At 50.8% G+C, this 20,316-nt stretch carries 19 protein-coding genes, 1 tRNA gene and 1 pseudogene; 13 read left to right on the top strand and 8 right to left on the bottom strand.

Annotated elements, in window-relative coordinates:
- Positions 1 to 136: 136 nt before the first annotated feature.
- Complete coding sequence (locus tag HV318_RS10350; protein WP_182272696.1) at positions 137 to 823, bottom strand: B3/B4 domain-containing protein; 687 nt, start codon at positions 821 to 823, stop codon at positions 137 to 139.
- A gap of 42 nt (positions 824 to 865) precedes the next feature.
- Between HV318_RS10350 and HV318_RS10345 the strand changes: the two genes are divergently transcribed.
- On the top strand, positions 866 to 1,468 hold the full coding sequence (locus HV318_RS10345) for a helix-turn-helix domain-containing protein (protein ID WP_182272695.1): 603 nt from the start codon (positions 866 to 868) through the stop codon (positions 1,466 to 1,468).
- A 33-nt stretch (positions 1,469 to 1,501) separates the two neighbouring features.
- Here HV318_RS10345 and ygjG read toward each other — a convergent pair whose 3' ends face one another.
- Positions 1,502 to 2,881 carry a putrescine aminotransferase gene (gene ygjG / locus HV318_RS10340; RefSeq protein WP_182272694.1) on the bottom strand — a complete coding sequence of 460 codons (1,380 nt, stop codon included), beginning with the start codon at positions 2,879 to 2,881 and terminating at the stop codon, positions 1,502 to 1,504.
- Positions 2,882 to 3,317: 436 nt separating this feature from the next.
- Between ygjG and HV318_RS10335 the strand changes: the two genes are divergently transcribed.
- Entirely contained in the window at positions 3,318 to 4,838 is a 1,521-nt protein-coding gene (locus tag HV318_RS10335; RefSeq protein WP_182272693.1) for a methyl-accepting chemotaxis protein, read from the top strand.
- A gap of 339 nt (positions 4,839 to 5,177) precedes the next feature.
- Entirely contained in the window at positions 5,178 to 6,737 is a 1,560-nt protein-coding gene (locus HV318_RS10330; RefSeq protein ID WP_182272692.1) for a methyl-accepting chemotaxis protein, read from the top strand.
- Here HV318_RS10330 and HV318_RS10325 read toward each other — a convergent pair.
- On the bottom strand, positions 6,734 to 7,228 hold the full coding sequence (locus HV318_RS10325; protein ID WP_182272691.1) for a PadR family transcriptional regulator: 495 nt from the start codon (positions 7,226 to 7,228) through the stop codon (positions 6,734 to 6,736). The two genes, HV318_RS10330 and HV318_RS10325, sit on opposite strands and share 4 nt — an antisense overlap.
- Positions 7,229 to 7,374: 146 nt before the next feature.
- Here HV318_RS10325 and HV318_RS10320 point away from each other — a divergent pair, with 146 nt between their 5' ends.
- Positions 7,375 to 8,139 carry a siderophore-interacting protein gene (locus HV318_RS10320; protein WP_182272690.1) on the top strand — a complete coding sequence of 255 codons (765 nt, stop codon included), beginning with the start codon at positions 7,375 to 7,377 and terminating at the stop codon, positions 8,137 to 8,139.
- Here the strand turns inward: HV318_RS10320 and HV318_RS10315 are convergent, their stop codons facing one another.
- Positions 8,140 to 9,309 (bottom strand): coiled-coil domain-containing protein, encoded by a 1,170-nt coding sequence (locus tag HV318_RS10315; RefSeq protein WP_182272689.1) that lies wholly within the window; start codon positions 9,307 to 9,309, stop codon positions 8,140 to 8,142. It abuts the gene before it with no gap.
- 393 nt (positions 9,310 to 9,702) lie between these two features.
- On the opposite strand from HV318_RS10315, the gene HV318_RS10310 reads away from it, so the two are divergent.
- The 5 genes from HV318_RS10310 to HV318_RS10290 all read left to right on the top strand — a co-directional run bounded on the left by HV318_RS10310 (position 9,703) and on the right by HV318_RS10290 (position 14,843).
- On the top strand, positions 9,703 to 10,002 hold the full coding sequence (locus tag HV318_RS10310; RefSeq protein WP_182272688.1) for a hypothetical protein: 300 nt from the start codon (positions 9,703 to 9,705) through the stop codon (positions 10,000 to 10,002).
- 946 nt (positions 10,003 to 10,948) lie between these two features.
- Positions 10,949 to 11,596 (top strand): hypothetical protein, encoded by a 648-nt coding sequence (locus tag HV318_RS10305; protein ID WP_182272687.1) that lies wholly within the window; start codon positions 10,949 to 10,951, stop codon positions 11,594 to 11,596.
- 647 nt (positions 11,597 to 12,243) lie between these two features.
- Positions 12,244 to 12,729 carry a hypothetical protein gene (locus HV318_RS10300; RefSeq protein ID WP_182272686.1) on the top strand — a complete coding sequence of 162 codons (486 nt, stop codon included), beginning with the start codon at positions 12,244 to 12,246 and terminating at the stop codon, positions 12,727 to 12,729.
- 3 nt (positions 12,730 to 12,732) lie between these two features.
- On the top strand, positions 12,733 to 14,379 hold the full coding sequence (locus HV318_RS10295; RefSeq protein ID WP_182272685.1) for an S-type pyocin domain-containing protein: 1,647 nt from the start codon (positions 12,733 to 12,735) through the stop codon (positions 14,377 to 14,379).
- A complete protein-coding gene (locus HV318_RS10290; RefSeq protein ID WP_182272684.1) occupies positions 14,376 to 14,843 on the top strand; it encodes a DUF6392 family protein in 468 nt (155 codons plus the stop codon). The genes HV318_RS10295 and HV318_RS10290 overlap by 4 nt, the downstream gene beginning before the upstream one ends.
- 282 nt (positions 14,844 to 15,125) lie before the next feature.
- Here the strand turns inward: HV318_RS10290 and HV318_RS24515 are convergent, their stop codons facing one another.
- Positions 15,126 to 15,491 carry a hypothetical protein gene (locus HV318_RS24515; RefSeq protein ID WP_182272683.1) on the bottom strand — a complete coding sequence of 122 codons (366 nt, stop codon included), beginning with the start codon at positions 15,489 to 15,491 and terminating at the stop codon, positions 15,126 to 15,128.
- Between HV318_RS24515 and HV318_RS10280 the strand changes: the two are divergent.
- Positions 15,417 to 16,628 (top strand): annotated as a pseudogene (locus HV318_RS10280) (hypothetical protein); the annotation flags it as partial. The gene HV318_RS24515 and the pseudogene HV318_RS10280 overlap by 75 nt on opposite strands.
- 106 nt (positions 16,629 to 16,734) lie before the next feature.
- On the top strand, positions 16,735 to 17,022 hold the full coding sequence (locus HV318_RS10275; protein ID WP_182274658.1) for a hypothetical protein: 288 nt from the start codon (positions 16,735 to 16,737) through the stop codon (positions 17,020 to 17,022).
- Between the two features lie 345 nt (positions 17,023 to 17,367).
- Here HV318_RS10275 and HV318_RS24095 read toward each other — a convergent pair whose 3' ends face one another.
- Positions 17,368 to 17,757, bottom strand: a complete 390-nt coding sequence (locus HV318_RS24095) for a DUF6338 family protein (protein ID WP_220471155.1) — start codon at positions 17,755 to 17,757, stop codon at positions 17,368 to 17,370.
- A 52-nt stretch (positions 17,758 to 17,809) separates the two neighbouring features.
- Here HV318_RS24095 and HV318_RS10270 point away from each other — a divergent pair.
- Positions 17,810 to 18,921, top strand: a protein-coding gene (locus HV318_RS10270) for an IS3 family transposase (protein WP_524537203.1) whose coding sequence is annotated in 2 segments (ribosomal slippage) — positions 17,810 to 18,071 and positions 18,071 to 18,921 — 1,113 coding nt in all. Because the reading frame shifts where the segments join, the coding sequence is not laid out codon by codon here.
- A gap of 11 nt (positions 18,922 to 18,932) precedes the next feature.
- Here the strand turns inward: HV318_RS10270 and HV318_RS24090 are convergent.
- Together HV318_RS24090 and HV318_RS10265 are read right to left on the bottom strand one after the other, a co-directional pair.
- Positions 18,933 to 19,139 carry a hypothetical protein gene (locus HV318_RS24090; protein WP_249421824.1) on the bottom strand — a complete coding sequence of 69 codons (207 nt, stop codon included), beginning with the start codon at positions 19,137 to 19,139 and terminating at the stop codon, positions 18,933 to 18,935.
- Between the two features lie 381 nt (positions 19,140 to 19,520).
- Positions 19,521 to 19,596: transfer RNA gene (locus tag HV318_RS10265), tRNA-Ile, on the bottom strand.
- 125 nt (positions 19,597 to 19,721) lie between these two features.
- Between HV318_RS10265 and mug the strand changes: the two genes are divergently transcribed.
- Positions 19,722 to 20,228: a G/U mismatch-specific DNA glycosylase gene (gene mug / locus HV318_RS10260; RefSeq protein ID WP_182272682.1), complete on the top strand. Its 507-nt coding sequence runs from the start codon at positions 19,722 to 19,724 to the stop codon at positions 20,226 to 20,228.
- The last annotated feature ends 88 nt before the right edge of the window (positions 20,229 to 20,316 follow it).

The raw sequence follows: 20,316 nt of genomic DNA, 5'->3' as shown, positions 1-20,316 counted from the left end.
GTTGATTTTGTAGGCCGGGTAAGCGCAAGTGCCACCCGGCATTTTCAGGCCAGCTCCAGATCCGCGAGTATCATTTGCCGTCCTTCAGTGGCGTTAGCGGAAAGGCGCTTAACCCGTGAAACATCGTTTTGTCCTCTTACAGTTCCAGCAGTTGCACCTGAGCCGTTGCCCCTGGCATCAGCCGTTGCAGGTTGTTGACCAGCTCGGCACCTGCTTCTTCCAGCACTGCCAGTGGCATTGACGGCAGGCTTTCGAGAATAAACCACATGGATTGCGCCCGGCTGTCCAGACGCGTGCGTACCCCTTGTCGCCAGTTCCAGCGTCGGCAGGTGACGCCGATGTCGTCGCGCCAGATAACCTCCCCGGCGTCAGGGTATTCCACCATTGGCTGGCCTTCTTTCAGGGTATCAAAGGGCTCATTACCCTCAGCCAGGGTCAGGTACGGTGTGCCGGAATAGGCCGCGAGATTTTCTCCACCAACCGGAATGGCATAGCGGATGCTGATCGCGTTGTAGATATCCACCACCGGATCGAGCGGCTGCAATGAACCGTCTTTCAGCACCCGCTTGCGCAAAGCCGCGGCGGAGCAGGGGGTGCGTTTCGGTTTTGCACCGAAGGCCTTAAACACATTATCCCAGTCAGAGAGGTGCGCTTCAGCCCAGGGCACATCATCATTGAGCACTTGCTGGCAGGCCTGCGCCAGCGCCGCGCGGGCAACCTCTGGGTGGGTAATCGGCGCAGCTTCAACCAGAATACTCAACGCCCGAAAGCCAGGAACAAGCCTGGCAAGACGCGAGTCTATTGACGGCGTAACGAGAGACATAAATAATCCTGTATTGACTGTTTTATATCATGGTAGTGACTAATGACTGGTAAAGTCAATATATTGACCGATTCGGGTGCAGATATCGCCCAGGTAAGCCTGGCTGTGGCGAACCGTATTCGTAACTGGCGCAAAGAGAAAAAACTCTCGCTGGATGAGCTTTCCCGCCGCGCCAGCGTCAGCAAAGGCATGCTGGTGGAGATCGAAAAAGGGGCGGCGAATCCCAGCATTGCCATTCTTTGCAAACTTGCCGCTGCGCTTGGCGTCTCGGTGGCGGATATCGTCAACGTCTCCAGTGAGCCACTGGTGCACATTATTGAAGAAGAGGCGATCCCGGTTCTGTGGCAGGGCGCACAGGGTGGGCGCGCCAGACTGTTGGCAGGAACCGCGGGCCCGGACATGATTGAACTGTGGCAGTGGGAGATGCATCCCGGCGAGTGTTTTACCTCACCGGGGCACCCGGCGGGGACGTTTGAGCTGCTGCATGTTAACGAGGGCGTGTTGACCCTGACGGTGGATGATAAAATCACGCAGGTTAACGCTGGTGCGTCTGCGGTTGCGAAAACAGAGGCGGCGCATGGTTACGCTAATGAGGGAGAAAACCTTCTGCGGTTTACTATGACGGTGGCGGAGTTCCACCGCTAAGAAACTCCCCCTCGCATGGAGGGGGAGTGAATATTACGCTTCTTCCACGCTCACCCTTAGTGCTGCCAGCGCTTTACGCGCCGCTTTCAGCACCTGCTCACACTGCTCAATCGTCAGCGTCAGCGGTGGCTCAATACGAATGGTTTTTGAGTTGTTGAGCGTACCGGCGACCAGCACCCGCTGGCGGAACATCTCGCTCGCAAAGCTGTAGCCGATTTCGTTATCGACAAACTCAATCGCCATCAACATCCCTCTGCCGCGTGCGTCCTGGACCAGATCCGGGTATTCACGGCCCAACTGGCGGAAGCCATCCAGCAGCATGTCGCCTTTCTGCTCTGCCTGCGCAGGCAGGTTTTGCTCCAGCAGCACGTTGATGGTCGCCAGCGCAGCCGCACAGGCCAGCGGGTTACCGCCGAAGGTGGTGGTGTGCAGGAACGGGTTGTCAAACAGCACCGAGAACACCTCTTCGGTGGCGATCGTTGCGCCAATCGGCATCACGCCGCCGCCGAGCGCTTTCGCCAGGCACAGAATGTCTGGCTGGACGTTCTCATGCTCGCAGGCAAACATCTTGCCAGTGCGTCCCATCCCGGTCTGTACTTCATCCAGGATCAGCAGTACGCCAAACTCATCGCACAGCTGACGCACGGCAGGGAGATAGCCATGTGGCGGCAGGATCACGCCACCTTCACCCTGAATTGGCTCCAGCAGCACCGCCGCTACGTCGTCGCCGGTCTTACGGCATTCGCTCAGCATGGTACGCAGGGCGCTGATGTCGCCAAACGGCACGTGGCGGAAGCCCGGCAGCAGCGGCATAAACGGTTTGCGGAAAGCGGATTTGGCGGTAGCCGACAGTGCGCCCAACGATTTACCGTGGAACGCGCCGCTGGTGGCGATAAAGGTGAATTTCCCGCGCGGCGACTGGTACGCTTTGGCGAGTTTTATCGCCGCTTCGACCGATTCCGTGCCGCTGTTGCTAAAGAAGCTGTATTTCAGTTTGCCGGGCGTTAACGCCGCCAGCGTTTTCGCGAGCATGGCGCGAAGCGGGTCGAGCAGTTCCTGGCTATGAAGAGGTTGTTTCGCAAGTTGATTCTGTACGGCGGAAACCACAACTGGATTACGGTGCCCCACGTTGAAGATACCAAAACCACCCAGGCAATCGATAAATTCCTGTCCCTGGGTGTCGACAAGCGTATTCAGACTCCCCGCTTGCCACTCTACGGCTCCGTAATCCCCGCCGGCGGTAACAGATTTGCGATATTCCAAAAACCCTGGATTGACATGCTCTTTAAAGTAATCGATGACCTCTCGGTTAAGTTGTTTCATCTCCTCATGATCAAGCGTTCGCTTCTCAATGAGATTCAGTGCGTGCGCGGTACAGGCAAGAGCCGAGGCGCTGGAAGGTAACCTGTTCAAAATGTGCTCCCGGGGATCGCGTATCACATGATACTGGTTTAAGTATTGCAGGGATTACGCCACCTCATCTGACTTAACGAAAATCGGGATAAACGCCAGGTTAAAATTATGTTACGCAATATTTAATCATGCCGATGTAACCGAAACGGGATTAAGCGACAGAGGGAAGGGAGAAAGGTTTTGCGCCAGATTTCGTCAATTGCACTGGGGTGGTGCAAGGCATGCTTCTTAAGTGGGCGTAAACAGGTCATGCTTCATAGGTAATTTCTCTGTGAAAGTATTTGAAATCAATAGATTAAGAAAGCGTACAAAAAGTGCGGTTTAACTGAAATTTGCGACCTTCATCATATTTAACAACTAAAGATAAATTCGTTATCGCCGAAAAAACAATAAACCACAAAATTAACATTCGAATAACCTGCAAGGGATGCCCACAATGTCCTCTCCTTCTTATGTCACCCAGAATGAATATCCTCTGGATGATGACACCACCTTAATGTCCACCACCGACATCCACAGCTACATTACCCATGCCAACGACACCTTTGTGCAGGTGAGTGGCTATTCACTCAAGGAACTGCTCGGGCAGCCGCATAATCTGGTGCGTCATCCCGATATGCCAAAAGCGGCCTTTGCCGATATGTGGTACACGCTACAGAAGGGCGAGCCCTGGAGTGGGATTGTCAAAAACTGCCGTAAAAATGGCGATCACTACTGGGTGCGTGCGAACGCTGTGCCGATGGTACGCCACGGGCAGGTAACGGGTTATATGTCGATTCGCACGAAAGCGACGGCAGACGAGATTGCAACCGTAGAGCCGCTGTATAAAGCGCTGAATGAGGGGCGCTGTAAAAAACGCATTCATAAAGGGCTGGTGATCCGTAAAGGCTGGCTCGGTAAGTTACCGGCGATGCCGCTGCGCTGGCGGGTACGCAGCGTGATGGCGGTGCTCTTTGCGGCGCTCGCTGCCACGCTGGTGGCAGATGCTGCAGGCTGGGCACCGCTCGCGGCTTGTGCCGTGGTGATGTTGCTGGGCACTTTGCTGTTCGAACAGCAAATTGTCCGCCCGATAGAAAACGTGGCGCGTCAGGCGCTGAAGGTGGCGACGGGAGAGCGTAACAGCGTGCAGCACCTGAACCGCAGCGATGAGCTGGGGCTCACCCTGCGTGCGGTCGGGCAGTTAGGGCTGATGTGCCGCTGGTTAATCAATGATGTGTCAAGCCAGGTGGTGAGCGTGCGCGATGGCAGCGACAGGCTGGCGCAGGGCAACGAAGATCTTAACGACCGCACGCGTCAGACCGTCGCTAACGTGCAGCAGACCGTTGCGACGATGAACCAGATGGCCGCCTCGGTACAAAGTAACTCTGAAACTGCCGCCGAAGTGGACAAGCTCTCAATGGCCGCCAGCAGCGCGGCGACAAAGGGCGGGAATGCGATGCAAACCGTGGTGAAAACGATGGATGATATCGCCGACAGCACGCAGCGGATTGGCTCGATTACTTCGCTGATCAACGACATTGCTTTCCAGACCAACATTCTGGCGCTGAATGCAGCGGTTGAGGCGGCAAGGGCTGGTGAGCAGGGTAAAGGCTTTGCGGTGGTGGCAGGTGAAGTTCGCCATCTTGCCAGCCGTAGCGCCAGTGCGGCCAACGATATTCGTAAGCTGATTGATGCCAGCGCCAACAAGGTCCAGTCTGGCTCCGATCAGGTGTACGCGGCAGGCCGTACAATGGACGATATCGTTGAGCAGGTGAAAAACGTCACGCAGCTTATCGCGCAGATTAGTCACGCGACGTCCGAGCAGGCAACCGGGTTGTCGGAATTAACCCGTGCAGTGGCCGAGCTGGACAGTATCACGCAGAAAAATGCTGACCTGGTGGAGGAAAGCGCGCAGATCTCCGCGATGGTGAAGCACCGTGCCGGGCGTCTTGAGGATGCGGTAACCGTACTTTATTGAGTCAGTAATGTTCCAGAAAAGCCGCTTGTTCCATTCGGAATAAACGGCTTTATTATTTTGTGTGGTTGTAATTATTATTAATGTTCATTGTTAATGAATTATTAAATAACTAAAGAAATTAACTGAGTTATTTATTCCCGCCTAAGTCAGTTTTCCATGATGCAATTTCAGAAACACCCTGTCTGATGGTCACATAACGATCGATGCGCGTAAATTAATAGCCTTAACTTATCAATAAGAATGATTGTGAAATAAAAAAACGATCAAAGTCATAAAGTTAGGCTGTTAGTTACCGATAACGGAGATCGTCTTAGAAATAATCACATCGATGGAGTAAATATGTTCTTATCTAACGTAAAAATCGGCACGAAATTATTTCTGGCGTTTGGGTTCTTTATTGTCCTGATGGTGGTGAGTGCAAGTTTGTCCCTGTTCAGTTTGCACAGGGCAAACACCGGGATGCAATCCATCATTACCAGCGATTATCCGACTACGGTAAAAGCGAACCAGTTAATTGATAACTTCCAGGAATTTATTGGCACTCAGCAGCTCATGTTACTGGACGAGCAGGGTGCGTACACCGCGCAGTCACAGCAGCGTCTGAAAGAGATCAGCGAGCACATTACGGTCATCCTGGGCGAGCTGAACAACGCACTGCACGATGAAAAATCACAGCAGGTTCTGGCGGATATTCGTGGGGTGCGTCAGCAGTATCTTGATTCGCGCTACCGCATTTTGCAGGCGGTGCAGAACAATGATCGTGCAGGGGCCATCAGAGAGATGATGACCAATACCCTCAACCTGCAACAGGCCTATAAAGCGAAAGTGCAGGCGCTGATTGAGATTCAAAACAACGAGATGCAAAGCGCAGGTACGCAGGTGGACGGTGATTTCAGAACCAGCCGCCTGTTGCTGATCCTTATCACCCTCTTCAGCGTGGTGGCTGGCAGCCTGATTGGCTGGTTTATTGTGCGCGCGATTACCCGTCCGCTGGACCAGGCCGTGAATTTTGCACAGGCCATTGCCGATGGCGATCTGACCGGCAGCATGACGTCGCACGGTAAAGATGAAACGGGCCTTCTGCTGCATGCGCTGATGGAGATGAAAACTCGCCTTCTGGAGATTGTGCAACAGGTGCAAACCGGCTCGGAGAACATCTCAAGTGCCGCCGCACAGATTGTTGCGGGTAACCAGGATCTGGCTGCGCGCACGGAAGAGCAGGCAAGTTCTGTGGAACAGACCGCCGCTTCAATGGAACAGATCACCGCGACGGTGAAAAACACGGCATCCCATACCGGGGAAGCGACGCATCTCTCGGCAGATGCCGCCACTGTGGTGAAGAACAACGGTGAGATGATGAAGCAGGTGACCAGCAAAATGCGCCTGATTAATGAGACATCGAACCGAATGTCCGACATTATCGACCTGATCGATGCCATCGCCTTCCAGACCAACATTCTGGCGCTTAACGCGGCGGTAGAAGCAGCGCGTGCAGGTGAGCACGGCCGTGGTTTTGCGGTCGTGGCGGGTGAAGTTCGCCAGCTGGCGCAGAAGAGCGCCTCATCTGCCAGTGAAATCCGCCAGCTGATTGAGAACTCGACCAGCCAGACGCAGGACGGGATGAACCTGGTGGAGAAAGCCAGTGGCCTGATTAACGGAATGGTCGGTAACGTGGAAGAGATGGACGTTATCCTGCGTGAGATCCGCCAGGCGAGCCATGAGCAGACGGAAGGTATCTCGCAGATTAACAGCGCAATTGGCCTGATTGATGCTACCACTCAGCAGAACTCCGCCCTGGTGGAGGAGTCTGTTGCAGCGGCGGCATCACTGAACGAGCAGGCACTGCACCTGAAAGAGCTGGTACGTGTCTTCCGCGTGAGCGAACGCGTGCAGGCTTAATCCAGCTGGGAGATCTCCAGCGCCGCACGGTCGATCACGCCGATGATCTGCTTAAGCTGCGCGTCGCTGAGCTCTCCCTGATTGACCTTCAGGTCCAGCACCGCTTTGAAGTTATCCAGTGCCCGCTTCATCTGCGGGTTTTTACGCAACTGAAAGCCGACGCAGCGTGCTTTGATACGCACCTGAATGTGTTCCAGCTGTTCGTGGTTTTCATCCAGCCAGCGCTGCCCGGCGACGGTAATCGCAATTTTCTTGCGGCCGTTTTCTTCTTCCGTAATGGTGATAAACGTCTGATCCTGCAAGAAATCCAGGGTCGGGTAGATCACGCCAGGACTCGGGGTGTAATTCCCCTGAGTCATGTTCTCAATCTCTTTGATTAACTCGTAACCGTGGCTCGCATTACGGGTCAGGATATCCAGAATCACCAGACGCAGTTCGCCGTGGCCAAAAAAGCGCTGTCGGCGTCCGCCACCTTCGTGTTCGTGTCGCATGTTATTTCTCTTTAAATGATATATCTAAACTATATCTAAGATATATTTAGATGCAATCTAAAAATTCTTGCATTCTGTCTGGATAGCAATCATTATCATTTAAAATCTATTTCGATATATCGTATTCACCCGAAAAAGGTACACAAATGATATCAACCCGCTACCCACAACGTGTTCGTAATGACCTGCGCTTTCGCGAGCTGAATGTGCTCCGCGTTGAGCGCGTAAGTCCTGGTTTCCAGCGTATTGTTTTAGGTGGAGAAGCGCTGGAAGGCTTTAGCTCTCGCGGTTTTGACGACCACGTCAAAGTCTTTTTCCCGGCCCCAGGCACAACCTTTGTTCCACCCGTTGTCACCGATGACGGTATTGACTGGGGTGACGGCGTACGTCCGCAGACGCGCGACTATACGCCGCTGTACGACGAGGTGAATCAGGAGCTGGTGCTGGATTTCTTCGTTCATGATGGTGGGATCGCCAGCCACTGGGCCGTAGAGGCAAACGTGGGTGACAGGCTGACTATCGGGGGGCCGCGCGGTTCGCTGGTGGTACCGGAAGATTACGCCTGGCAGCTGTATGTGTGCGACGAGTCCGGCATGCCCGCGCTACGCCGCCGTTTAGAAAGCATGGCAAAACAGCCTGTGCGCCCGGAAATTCATGCGGTGGTGACTGTCGGCGACGGATCTTACAAGGACTATCTGGCGCATCTGAGCGACGTTAATATCACCTGGATTTTCGGCCACAGCGAGCAGTCGGTGTCTGACCATCTGGCGGTGCTGACTGTACCCGGGGAAGATTACTTTATCTGGCTTACCGGGGAAGGGAAGGTTGTGAAAAACCTGAGTCGTCGGTTTGAGAGCGATGCTATCGACCCGCAATTAGTGCGTGCCAGCGCATACTGGCACGCCAAATAATCAGGCTGCTGAATCCAGCTGCGCTTCGTTCACCTGGTGTTCGAGCGAGGCGCGGACGTCGTACAGCGCTTTCTCCTGCTGAGCAAAATAGGCTTCCATATTGCTCAGCGATGAAACCAGCAGCCAGGATTCCTCTTTCTCAAGTTCTGCCAGCTCATTCACCAGGATGTCGATTTGCTCGCGAACCTGCGCCATTTTTTTGCGGATACGCTCCAGATCGTTCAGCCTGTCGCTCGCCATCAGTGGCTCAAAGCCCTGCTGCAGACGTGCCACCAGTGAGCGGATAGCTTTCACATCTCCGCGCTGTTTCGCCTGGTTGAGCTGCACCATCATCGTGTTGGCTTCTTCTTTCAGATCGTCCGCAACCAGGTCCGGGTGGCACAGTTTGCTCGCCTGACGCCAGAGGCGTTTCAGCTCGTTCTGATCGTCTTCCGAAAGGTTCTTTCCTTTACGCAGACGAATTTCGGCGTCGTGGTGCTGCTCGCGGTATTTCTCGTACTCTTCGTTGGCATCGTCACGTGCCTGGCGTGCCGGCTCTTCTTCGCGCGTGAGCCCGCTTTCCAGCTCCAGCGCTTCGGCCAGCAGGTTGGCGATCAGATTGCTTTGTTGTTGCAGGTGCTTGCGTGCCTCAGCGGCTTGCACGGAGTCGGCAGGCAGGTCGCGCCAGCGTTGGGTGAGCGTTGCCAGTACTTCCACCGCCTGCGCCATATAGAGCTGGCAGCGACGGTAATCCTCTTCCCGGCGACGTGCCTCTGCCTGCTGACGACGCAGGTTTAGCTCGGCAAGCTGCTTACGCAGGGCGAGGATCTGCTGCATCAGCGGCCCGAGGCGGGAGAAATAGAGATCGTTGAACTCATCAAGCTGTTGTACCCGCGCATTGCGGCGGTCAATCAGATCGCGCAGACGCTCTTCCAGTGCTTTAAGCTCCAGTTTGCTGGCCGCCACCTGTGGGTCACGCCATTGTGTAATGGCGCGCTGGCTCTGTAGCCAGGCGGTGATGGCCGCAATGGCGGCGGTATAGTTTTTCTGCTCAAGCGCCACGACGATTGCCTGTAGCTCATCGTCAAACGCTTCATTTTTCAGCCGTGTCAGCTGGCTCTGGATGATGTCGTCATCTTCCAGTTCAATGGCATTTTTAATGATTTCTAGCCGTTTGATCGGTGTGCTCATGATGCCTTTCGCTTTGGCGCTTAAGTATTTGAGTTAAGGTTAGTTGTTGTAAAAGCTACAGGAAATAATACACACGGATGATGATCGGCGCGATGGGGGATTTCTTTAGTTTTTAGGGTTTGTGAAGATAAGAGAGGTTTGTCGCGATCCTTCTGGAAGGAGGTGTGTGGAACGACTATCGGGAGACTTACAGAGCTTTATCCGCTATTGACGGAGTTTAGCTCTTTTGAGTGCTCATTTTTTATTCTTAATTTGGCTTTTTCATTAATTTATTTTCGATAGGTTGGCTGTTTTTATTGTTTTTCAGATTTCGTTTGAAATTGGTCTACTGCATACCAACTTCATGATGAGAACTTTATTCAGGTGAATAAAGGCTTATCTCAGAGGCATGTCATGAAAATAAAAAACTTAAATAACACAACTGGTAAGGTATGTAGTTGCGATTCTTGGCTAAAACATTGGGAGAATATTTCCGGACAAGAAAGTTCATCTTGCGGCAACCAGGATTGCTTTAATATGGCTGAAGTTGGTGGACATGTGAAGAAATGTGATGAGGATGATAATTCACACTACATCGTGCCGTTGTGTAAAACCTGTAACAGCAGTAGCAATGTCGATGAATTTGAATTATGGAGCCGCTATACGTTGGTTTCAGCTGCCAGTACGTCGTGTGTGAAGCGTTCTGCTGCTTAGTTTTTATCCACCAGGTATTCACTTTATTAAATTTTGCCTGAAGGTAAGGTGAGGGTTAAAACCTGGCGCATATAGTTAAATGTTATCACTCTGAATTATTTGCCGGGATCCCCGGCTTTTTTTCGTCCTGGGACCGGGCAAACAGATCAATATCGATCATTCAGACTTTCCGCTGGAGGAAGCCGGATAAACCGCGTTCCTAAAAGATACGCGCAAACTCGCCATTTATCGCACCCTCTGCACCTTCCGTATCGCGCACCACTGAAACTGTACCCGACAAGCCGCAACAGACAACCGTTGCAGTAGTCTCACCAACGCATCAATCAAAACAGATCGCGCCTACAGCGAGGCGCTGGGCGCGTCACAGCATGACAAAAATAATCTTTCTCAGACAAAAATCGCACTACACCGCACCCGCCTGCGGTTTTTGGATCGTAGAAATTTTTCAGTTTTATTTTTCTTCAAACCAGACCGCCAGCCCGCACCATTACTGGGGGCTTTGCGGAAAACCAGAACTGAAAAGATTGAAAAGAATTTCAGTGATTTTCAGTTTTGAAAACCTTTGGAGGATCTGGCGAAATTCGTAACTAACAGATAATTAAGTGTTTTTTAGTTTTAACGTGAGTTTGGACGGATCAATTTACGTAAGATAAGCGAGAAATGACAAAGCTACGAATCCATAATTGGCGCGGGTTTGGACTGATATCAGTATTTTAAAAATACATGAAAAATGTATCAGTATTGTTCGAATAAAAATGGGTACAATTCACTAAGCAAAGCCTGATAATAATCAAGAAGCAAAACTAATTTTCATTACACGATAGTAAGCCACATCTTTATGAAATCGTATCCAGATTACATCCAGGTTGAGAATTGAATATTCTATTTCTAATTAGTACCTTATCGCTGTAAATTAATACAATGTTGGGAATTTTGGTTACAGTAAATGCAAAGTATTAAAAAATGGTGGGCAGTCCTGGCTGTAGTGGCATCTACCTTGTTCATGGTAGCAACTATGGATTCTAAGCAACTCATTGATAACTATCGTCTTGCTAAAGAGTGGGTTGTGTCTAGTCCAACGCTTGAAGGCTCATGGTCCTCCTCTTATCCAGAAGAAGATTTTGAAGGCTTGTCTGAAAATAAGTGGATTGAATCGCCAGAACAAACAGTTGTTGAAGTTTCTGTTAACGGAAGTGATGTTTCCGGAATCATATCAACGCCTCAGATTAGAGAGTTCATCGATAATACCCCTCAAATGGTAGATTACTTTATGTTTGAGGGGCATCGAATATTGTTCAGCCACTCCTTTGAAGCAAGAGTCTTTGAATACATTGGCGGTCACAAATATATTTTTGCCGAATTAAGTTTTACCCTTGAAGGTGGGCGGCTTTTGATGGCTGATCAAAGTCCCGGAAAGAGTAAATTCGTGCCCCCAGAAGCTGCGCTCCTAAAGCGGTCAGAAACATCATTTGACGAGCGCTTGCAACCTCATCTTGATGGCTATGCAGAGGAAAAGGGGAAAAAAATCATTCCTATGATTAAAAAGCTTCAGCAGGAAAATCAGAGGAATGGTGATGGAGGCGCTGATAAATGAGCTTGTTGCGGTATCTACTGCGACACTTTTGTGACACTTGTATATGCAAGAACAAAAAAACACTCTATCGAGTGGCTTAATTATATGATTTTAAATCTAAAATTTGGTGGTCCCTGCTGGGCTTGAACCAGCGACCAAGCGATTATGAGTTTTAGGTGATATACCTCACTATTTTCACCTTTCGTTGTAAAACAAGCAGTTGCAGTCACAGCAAACTCCCCATATTGACCTAAAATTACCCATTATTCCCCCTGTAAGGTATCCCCGAAGTATCCCCGGGATTTTAGGCCAAAAAATATGCGCTCTTTTAGGTTCACCAAATCATTGATTAATGAGCTGGAGATCCCCGTTCAGGGGAAAAGGTATGAATACGCCGATGCGTTGCTTCATGGATTGCGTATCCCCGGCCAGACTGATGGAGCACGCGCAGCGGCAGCAATATGCCGCAATAACTGCCAGAAGATGTTTTGTATAAAACGTGGTTCAGATAGTCTGGAACATTAAGCATTAATATTCACCCTGTATATTTTGGGGTTCAATTAATTAGTTAATTAAATATGATCAAAAAATGCTTATTTTATATTGGGAGTACATATCCGTAGTAGAATTATTTGATTTTTAATTAACTGGAATTAAATGGATTTTATATGAACCAGCAATACACCAATGAATTAACGCCAGAAATTAAAGCTCAGCTGGATACGTCACCATTCACAGCGGAAGAAATTGCCGCAATGGATGATGAAGCGCGCGCGATAATCGCAGAAGGCAGGGAACTGGAACGTAAGCACCCTGTGATTGCAATCTTGCGCATAGCAACGGAAGGAAGTGTTACCCGGCACGGGGGGATCGTTGCTCCTCTGGAACGTGAATCAAAGCTACTGCTTGATAATGGCAAATACGCCAGTATTGCCACAGCGGGTGACCTGGTGATTTATCAGGACGGAAGTACCGCCAGCATAAGAGCCAGTGCAGGCAGGGCCAGCATGTATAAAGGGATCTGCGTGGCGCTGGTGGGTAGCGTGCTTGATAACGACGATGAAATTATCAGTACCCCGCAGGGCCACACCTATCTGGTAACGCGTGAAGGGATTGCATCAGGGGATGATTTTCTGACAGTTACCGGAGAGTAACGTATGGGATACCGAACAAAAGTGATGGGGCGGGGTCTGGCACGTCACGGGGATAAAACTTCAACGGGAGCAACATGCATTGGTTCGCTGCCGAACGTCAATGAGCACGAACTCAGTGTCGTCCGGGTGGGAGACAAAACCACACCCTGTAAAATATGTGGTAAGGCGGGAACCGTTATTGATGGCATTGAAAATGTGACATTCCACGGTGCAGCCGCGGTAGTTGACCGGTCAAACGTTCAGTGTGGATGCCAGCCAGGTACAAATTACATTATTGCCCCGGCGGGTGAGTGGCTGGGCAGTGATGCATCGCCGGAACAGGAGGTGGCTGAAAAGTACGCCGCCATGCTGGCTGGCGGCCGGGACTGGAATGAAAGTCGCAGACAGCAAGAGGTGGTAGGCGACCGTGTATTTGCAAAATCCTGCCTGCGTGGTGTGGGGTGTACCGATGCAGGAGACCAGCGCGAACCGCACACCAACTTTGCGGATATGGCATTTTATCAGGTCATCCCCACCAGCGAGCCAGCAACCGATTCCGGTACCCCTCAGCACGCACAGACAGCCAGAAAGAAACCTGGAGCAGACCAGCAAAGAACAAATTACCAGACAGCCGTTGCCGCTATTACTGCCGTTGCACGCGCCCAGACGGTCGCAGAAGGGGAAAGCGCACTTGAATTGATAGCGGGCAGGGCGCTGACATATGGCACCTGGGCGGTGCGTGGTGTAGCCGGGCTGGGTGAGGTGGCCGCTGCTGGCGCTGGTGCATCCGTGGCCGGGCTGCTGGTGGGAATGTATCCAGGCCGCACGAACGACGGCGAACAGGACTTTATTGATCGCATGCGTCTAGAGCAGATGCGTGAAGCCCCAAGCCGTGTTCGTTATACGTGGGAGAACGACAGCCGGGGGAACCCGGTACCGCATGGATGGCACACGCCGCCTGGCCGGGATAGTGTGCGCGTCAGAAAAATGGAGTACGACAGCAGCGCGCAGGCGTACACCTTCACCACCGAGGAAGAACCGCGCATAACCATCGTCTGGACGCCTGACCGAACGGGTGAAGAAAAACCGTGGAATACCGGCAACCAGGTGCGGCCAGTGCTGCCGAACCCGGTGGTTGTTGACCCGCTACCGGATAACACCGGCATAACAGCCACCACCAGCCCGGTACCGGAGGAAAAGAGTTTCGCGGATTACATCCTGATCCTGCCGTTCCCTGACCTACCGCCGATATATATTTATCTGAGCAAGCCGCCGGTCGAGTTTCTGGAAGTCGAGCTATACAGTGACTTTAAACGCCGTTCGCGCCAGGGTAAATATGAGGCGGATCACATGCCGTCTGCTGCTGCTGTTAAAACCTATCTCCGCAGGGAATATCCACATTTGAAAGAAACGGAGATTCAGGAGCTTTCTTTACAGGTGGCGGCAATCGTCGTGCCTAAAGATGTACATCAAAAAATCAGTGAAACTTACGGCGGACGTAATACCGCGGCTCAAATTGAGCTAGATTCACAGAATTTACGGGCGGCAGCGAATCGTAATTTGGATGCTCTTAAGCCAGAATTAAAAAAACATGGTGCCACTGAAGCACAAATCGAAAAAGCCAGAACAAAAATGCACACGCTGAACAGCCAGCAAGGATTATACAAATGACAGTAAATATAGAAGCTCTTATACGTAATCTTGGTAGGAGCTACAAAGATTTAGTTCAGGAAGAAATAATCACCTACAAAAGTGATCTTAAGGGGGCTGCGGGAGACCCCGTGTTACTGTTGCCAATGGCGAAAGAGGGCGTTTTTTTAGCATTCATTCGAGAAGGAAGAATACTGAAAGAAATTACGTTGTCTATTCAGCGTCAAGATTCAGTGGGGTGGGTATTCCCGAATGAGCTCCCTTCACCGTTGCAGCCAATCATGTCACGCGTCTGGATTCATCACACATTTGGTGAGCCCGAAGGAACCGTTCCCCCCGGAATCATAATGAATCGCACTTACGGATGGGTTGAAAAGTACACTGTAGGAGGCTTTAACACAGCAATTACAATGCAGATAAATTACGATCCAGATGAGATGGTAAAAGATGTAGCTTTTATTCTGACATCAGAGCTTCGCTGGTAAATCCTACACAAGCCCCGGAAGGGGCTTTTTGTGCATTCACTTCACTGCAAGAATTACAGCCAGAATCCCCAATATACGATCTACAAATTCGCAGATAACCGCAAAAAAACGCAACAACATACTCGAGTTAACGCGATGGCCGGAACTGACTGGGAGGCGGAAAGAAAACCACTGGCGGGGATAAGCAGCAGGTGCAATAACAAGGCCACCTGCAACTAACAAACGCCCCGAACAGGAGCGCTTTCACCATTTGAACGGGTTTTTATCATGCTAATGAGCAAATTAATGAGCAAATCGGCTTACGCGAAACACAGAGGCGTAAGCCGTCAGACTGTTTACGACTGGATAGCCAAGGGTGAGATCGTAATGTCCGGGAGTAAAATCGATGTGGAGGCAACCGAGGGCCACCAGAACGCCAAACAGCAGACCGGACAGCAGAGTGATGGTGGTCTCGGCAGCTGGCCACACAGAACGCTTGAAATGACGTGGCGAGAAGCATGGGCGGCAGTGAAAGCTGCCAGCGGAAGGAACAGGCCACCAGCCACGGAAGAGGAGATAATGAGCGTTGTTTAGCTGCCCGATGGCGGGGTTTATGTCGGCGGTGCTGAAAAAGCCCTGTTTGCTGGCCGCCCGGTTGAGATCCCCCATGAATTTAGCCAGGGAACGGCAGGGGGGAATTCCATGACGCTGCCTCTGGTGCAGAGTTTACGCCCCGGTGTGGAGATGAACGGCGAAAGGGTGACAAAAGTCCACCTTCAAAGTGACACAATGACCGTGACCTGGACACCGCACAACCGTGCCACGGGTAAGGCACTGCAAAAATCACCAGCGCAGCGTCAGATTGAAAGCCATTATCCTGAGCTGGCATCCGGGCTGCACCTGCCGAAGTTTGCGCGTGTCATGAATCCTGTCGAGGCGGTAAAAAGTGGTAATTTTTCTGATCCGTTTCGTCCGCGGTATGCCGTTGACGTGCAGCTGCTTGACGCTGACGGTAACCCGGATAAAGACACGCCAGTTTATTCAGCGGTTCCACTGCCGGTTCCTATGGCGGGTAATGACTCAGGGATGTTCCAGTTTCCACCTGAAGGGACGCTGGTTGAGGTCGCTTTTACGGGAGGGCGGCCAGATAAGCCGTTTGTACGCCAGACTGTCCCGGAAGGAACCAGCCTCCCGGATATTCAGCCAGGGGAACAATTGCAACAGCAGCGTGCGGAAGTGTCGCAGCGTGTCACCCTGGCGGGTGACTGGGTAAGACAAACAGACCAGGCAATCAGTGAAATCTCTATGGCACGTGTGGTTAAGGCCGATACAGAACAGCGTGAGCTGATCAGCCGGGAAACGACTATTAAGGCCACGGATAAAGTCACGGTGCTGGGGACATCCATGCTGATGGCCGGAGCCATTCAGCAGGTATGTACGGGTGATTACAGCCAGGCGGCAAATAACCGCGTGGCCAGTGTCAGTGGCAATGATGAAACCGATATTGCCGGGAGCAAATCAGTTACAACAGGTAAAGACCTGATCGAGAAAATTGGCCAGATACGCAAAAGCGTGGCAGCTGCGCAGCAGCAGATTATTGCCCCGGTGGTCTGGATTGGCTCTGGTTCTATCAATGTGGCACAGCTGATGCTTGACACTCTCGACGTGGTGAAAGAGCTGGCAGAGCAGACGGCAAGCCACACACACAGCAATACAGGAGCGCCGACCAACGCAGGAGCCATCCGGAACACCGGAGCGAAAGCGGACACACTGAACGGGAAATACTCCCCAGTGATTGGCAAGTAAATAATCACAAATCAAAGCCCGCGCAAGCGGGTTTTTTTATGCCTTCTATCTCAGCCGGGTTCGATGCATGGATGGTTAATTTGCGTGGCTGCACCATACGACACCAGTGACGCTATACCGCGTTCACCATCTAAACGCATCAATCAAAACAGATCGCGCCTACAGCGAGGCGCTGGGCGCGTCACAGCATGACAAAAATAATCTTTCTCAGACAAAAATCGCACTACACCGCACCCGCCTGCGGTTTTTGGATCGCATAAAATTTTCAGTTTTATTTTTCTTCAAACCAGACCGCCAGACCGCGCCAGTGCTGGCGGTTTTACAGAACCCAAGAACTGAAAAGATTGAAAATAATTTCACTATTTTTCAGTTGTCGAGGATCTCAGGAGCATAAGCGAATATTTTAATTTACTGATAAATAAGAAATAATTTTTTTGTGATATGTGAAGATCTAACTGCGTGTAAGTAAAGGGTAACTTGAAAAGCCCGCTCAACCAGTTGGTCTGCGGGCTGTGCAGTATTGCCAAGTTCGTTGTTGACTGAAATTATTCAACTAACTAATGGCTAGCATTTAAATCAACGCTTTTTAGGTGGTGGAGCAACCTGTTGTGTCTGTTGAGTTTGGCTCGGAGGTTGATACCCGTTATTTTGCTGGTTTGGTCTACTAGTTGGTTGGTGACCCTTGTTCACTGGTTGCCAGCCGTCATTGGCAAACCCAGGTTTGTTGACTGGTTTTTCTTCAGACATTTTTCGTCTCTCTATTGCTGGTTGTAGGTTCTTGCAACTTAATAAACTCAACACTTTCGATTTCATTAGTCAATATTATAACCCCTAATGTATCGGTCAGTTCATGATCGAAGTCGCCATCGTTATCCAAAGCCCAGTGTTTTTCTAAGTAGAGTTGCTCTGGTTCAGGTCGGCTTGACGCAAAAGAGTTGTAGCTATATAAACCGCCATATTTTTTCCCATTTTTAAGTGTTACTAAAACCCAGCAACATTGGTTCGTTGAGAAAAAATAGTCCCACGCGCGCCCCATGGGATGAGGGAGTATCTGCCTAATTCGATTACTCTGTCGAATCTTCAGCAAGAGTATGGGTAGAAGTGTAAGTATCCCGGTAAAACGACCCATTCACTTTTAGAGATCTTCCGACATACTGATTATGTCCCCTGAGGAGGTCGCTATGCGCAAGATCCGATTCACTGAACACCAGATCATCGCCGTGCTGAAGTCCGTCGAAGCCGGACGAACCGTCAAAGATGTGTGCCGGGAGGCCGCGATATCCGAAGCCAGCTATTACAACTGGAAGGCGAAATATGGCGGGATGGAAGCGGCCGATATTAAAAAAATCAAAGATCTGGAAGATGAGAATCGAAGGCTTAAACAGATGTTTGCTGATCTTAGCCTTGAGTGCCGGGCACTTAAAGACGTCATCGAAAAAAAGCTTTAAAACCAGCGATAAAGCGTGAACTCGTCAGCTATCTGACGGCGCAATTTGCCATGAGTTTACGCCAGGCCTGCAGGACGTTATCGCTGAGCAGGACAGTGTATTTTTATCGGCCCGATACCCGGCGTGATGAACCGGTGATCCATGCACTGACTGAACTGGCTGAACGCTATCCGCGCTACGGTTTTAAGAAGCTGTTCCAGCTGCTGCGCAGGCAGGGCAATACCTGGAACCATAAGCGCGTTCACCGGATTTACTGCCTGCTGAAACTGAATTTTCGTCGCAAGGGAAAACAGCGGCTGCCAGTGCGTAATCCAGCACCACTGGCGACGCCGCAAGCGCTAAACCAGAGCTGGTCCATCGATTTTATGCATGACGCGCTGCTTTGCGGCAGACGCTTCCGGACCTTCAATGTGGTGGATGATTTTAACCGTGAAGCACTGGCGATAGAAATCGACCTGAATATCCCGGCTCAGCGAGTCATCCGGGTGTTGGACAGGATCGTAGCAAATCGCGGCTACCCGCTGAAGATGCGGATGGACAACGGGCCAGAACTGGTCTCACTGGCGCTGGCACAATGGGCCGAAGAACATGGCGTGCAGCTCGAATTTATCAAGCCGGGTAAACCAACACAGAATGCTTTTATCGAACGGTTCAACCGGACATACCGGACAGAAATTCTGGATTTTTACCTGTTCAGAACACTGAATGAAGCACGGGAAATTACCGAGCGCTGGCTGATGGAATATAACAACGAGCGGCCTCATGAATCCCTGAACAACCTTACTCCGGAAGAGTACCGGCTGATGGCTGAAAAACCGGAAATCTCAAAAAGTGCGTGGAACTAAAACAGGTGTGCTTACAGAAGAACAGGAATAATCACTAGAACTAAGAGATAAAAAAGATAATACAAAAAAGGATGTGAATCGAAAATCTTATTTGTTTCAATTAAATAAATGGGTATCAGCAAAAATGAATAGTTAATGCAACTGTATGAAACCACATCGATTAACATTTTTGAAGTGTCGTTATCTGCGGCTGGATGGAAAAGCCGATAAACTCTCATGCTGATAAAGCCTGGCATAATAAAAAGTACGAATAAAAGTAGTTTACCTTTTTCAAGTACGTCCACAGTCGTTCCTTCAGGGGGGAAAAATTTATTGAATGGATAAAAGTAAGGATTATAGCCTTCCTTCTGAAACTCTAACATCAACATTGTGCTTGTTTTTTAGACAATGCAAGCAGGTTTCTAAAGATGTTGAGACTTCTTTTTTTACATTCTTTGCACTTGATGAGGACCATGTAAATCACTTTTTGTGTATCTGAGCCGTGTGCCATTCCACAGTAAGGGGAAGTATGAGGGGACAAAAAGGGGACAATGGTCGTAAAAATAAAAAAGCCACTTAGTGGTTAAGTGGCTTAATCATATGATTTTAAATCTAAAATTTGGTGGCCCCTGCTGGACTTGAACCAGCGACCAAGCGATTATGAGTCGCCTGCTCTAACCACTGAGCTAAGGGGCCGTGGCGGTGAATTATAAAGTAACTCCCCGCAGCAATCCAGCCATTCACACCCGCTTGCTGTTTTTATAAACAACGCATTATCAATCCTTTATACTTCTCCGACGATGTATCGATCGGGAGTAAACATGATCAACGATATTCTTGTCCCTGGGCTGCGGGTGGTGTTCTGTGGCATCAACCCTGGCAAGTCCTCGGCGCATACCGGTTTTCACTTCGCCCATCCGGGAAACCGCTTCTGGAAGGTTATCTATCAGGCGGGGTTTACCGACAGGTTACTGAAGCCGGAAGAGGAACAGCATCTGCTGGATACGCGCTGTGGGATCACCATGCTGGTCGAGCGGCCAACGGTGCAGGCGAGTGAGGTGAACCTGCATGAGTTGCGCAGCGGCGGGCGGGAGCTGATTAAGAAAATGGAGGACTACCAGCCAACAGCGCTGGCGATTCTGGGGAAGCAGGCGTACGAACAAGCATTTGGCCAGCGCGGGACGAAATGGGGCAAGCAGAGCATCTCCATTGGCGTGACGCAGGTATGGGTGCTGCCGAACCCGAGTGGACTGAACAGGGCAACGCTGGATAATCTGGTCGAGGCCTATCGTGAGCTGGATGAGGCGCTGGCGGTGCGGGGGCTTTAGGGTCCTCTGCGGCCTGATGCCCTCACCCCAACCCTCTCCCACAGGGAGAGGGAATAAACAAAAAAAAAGCTCCCGATTGGGAGCTTTT

The organism is Enterobacter sp. RHBSTW-00901, assembly GCF_014103115.1.
Lineage (GTDB): Bacteria > Pseudomonadota > Gammaproteobacteria > Enterobacterales > Enterobacteriaceae > Enterobacter > Enterobacter cloacae_P.
The sequence above is the reverse complement of the archived record's forward strand: the minus strand, read 5'-3'. Positions and strand labels throughout refer to the sequence as shown.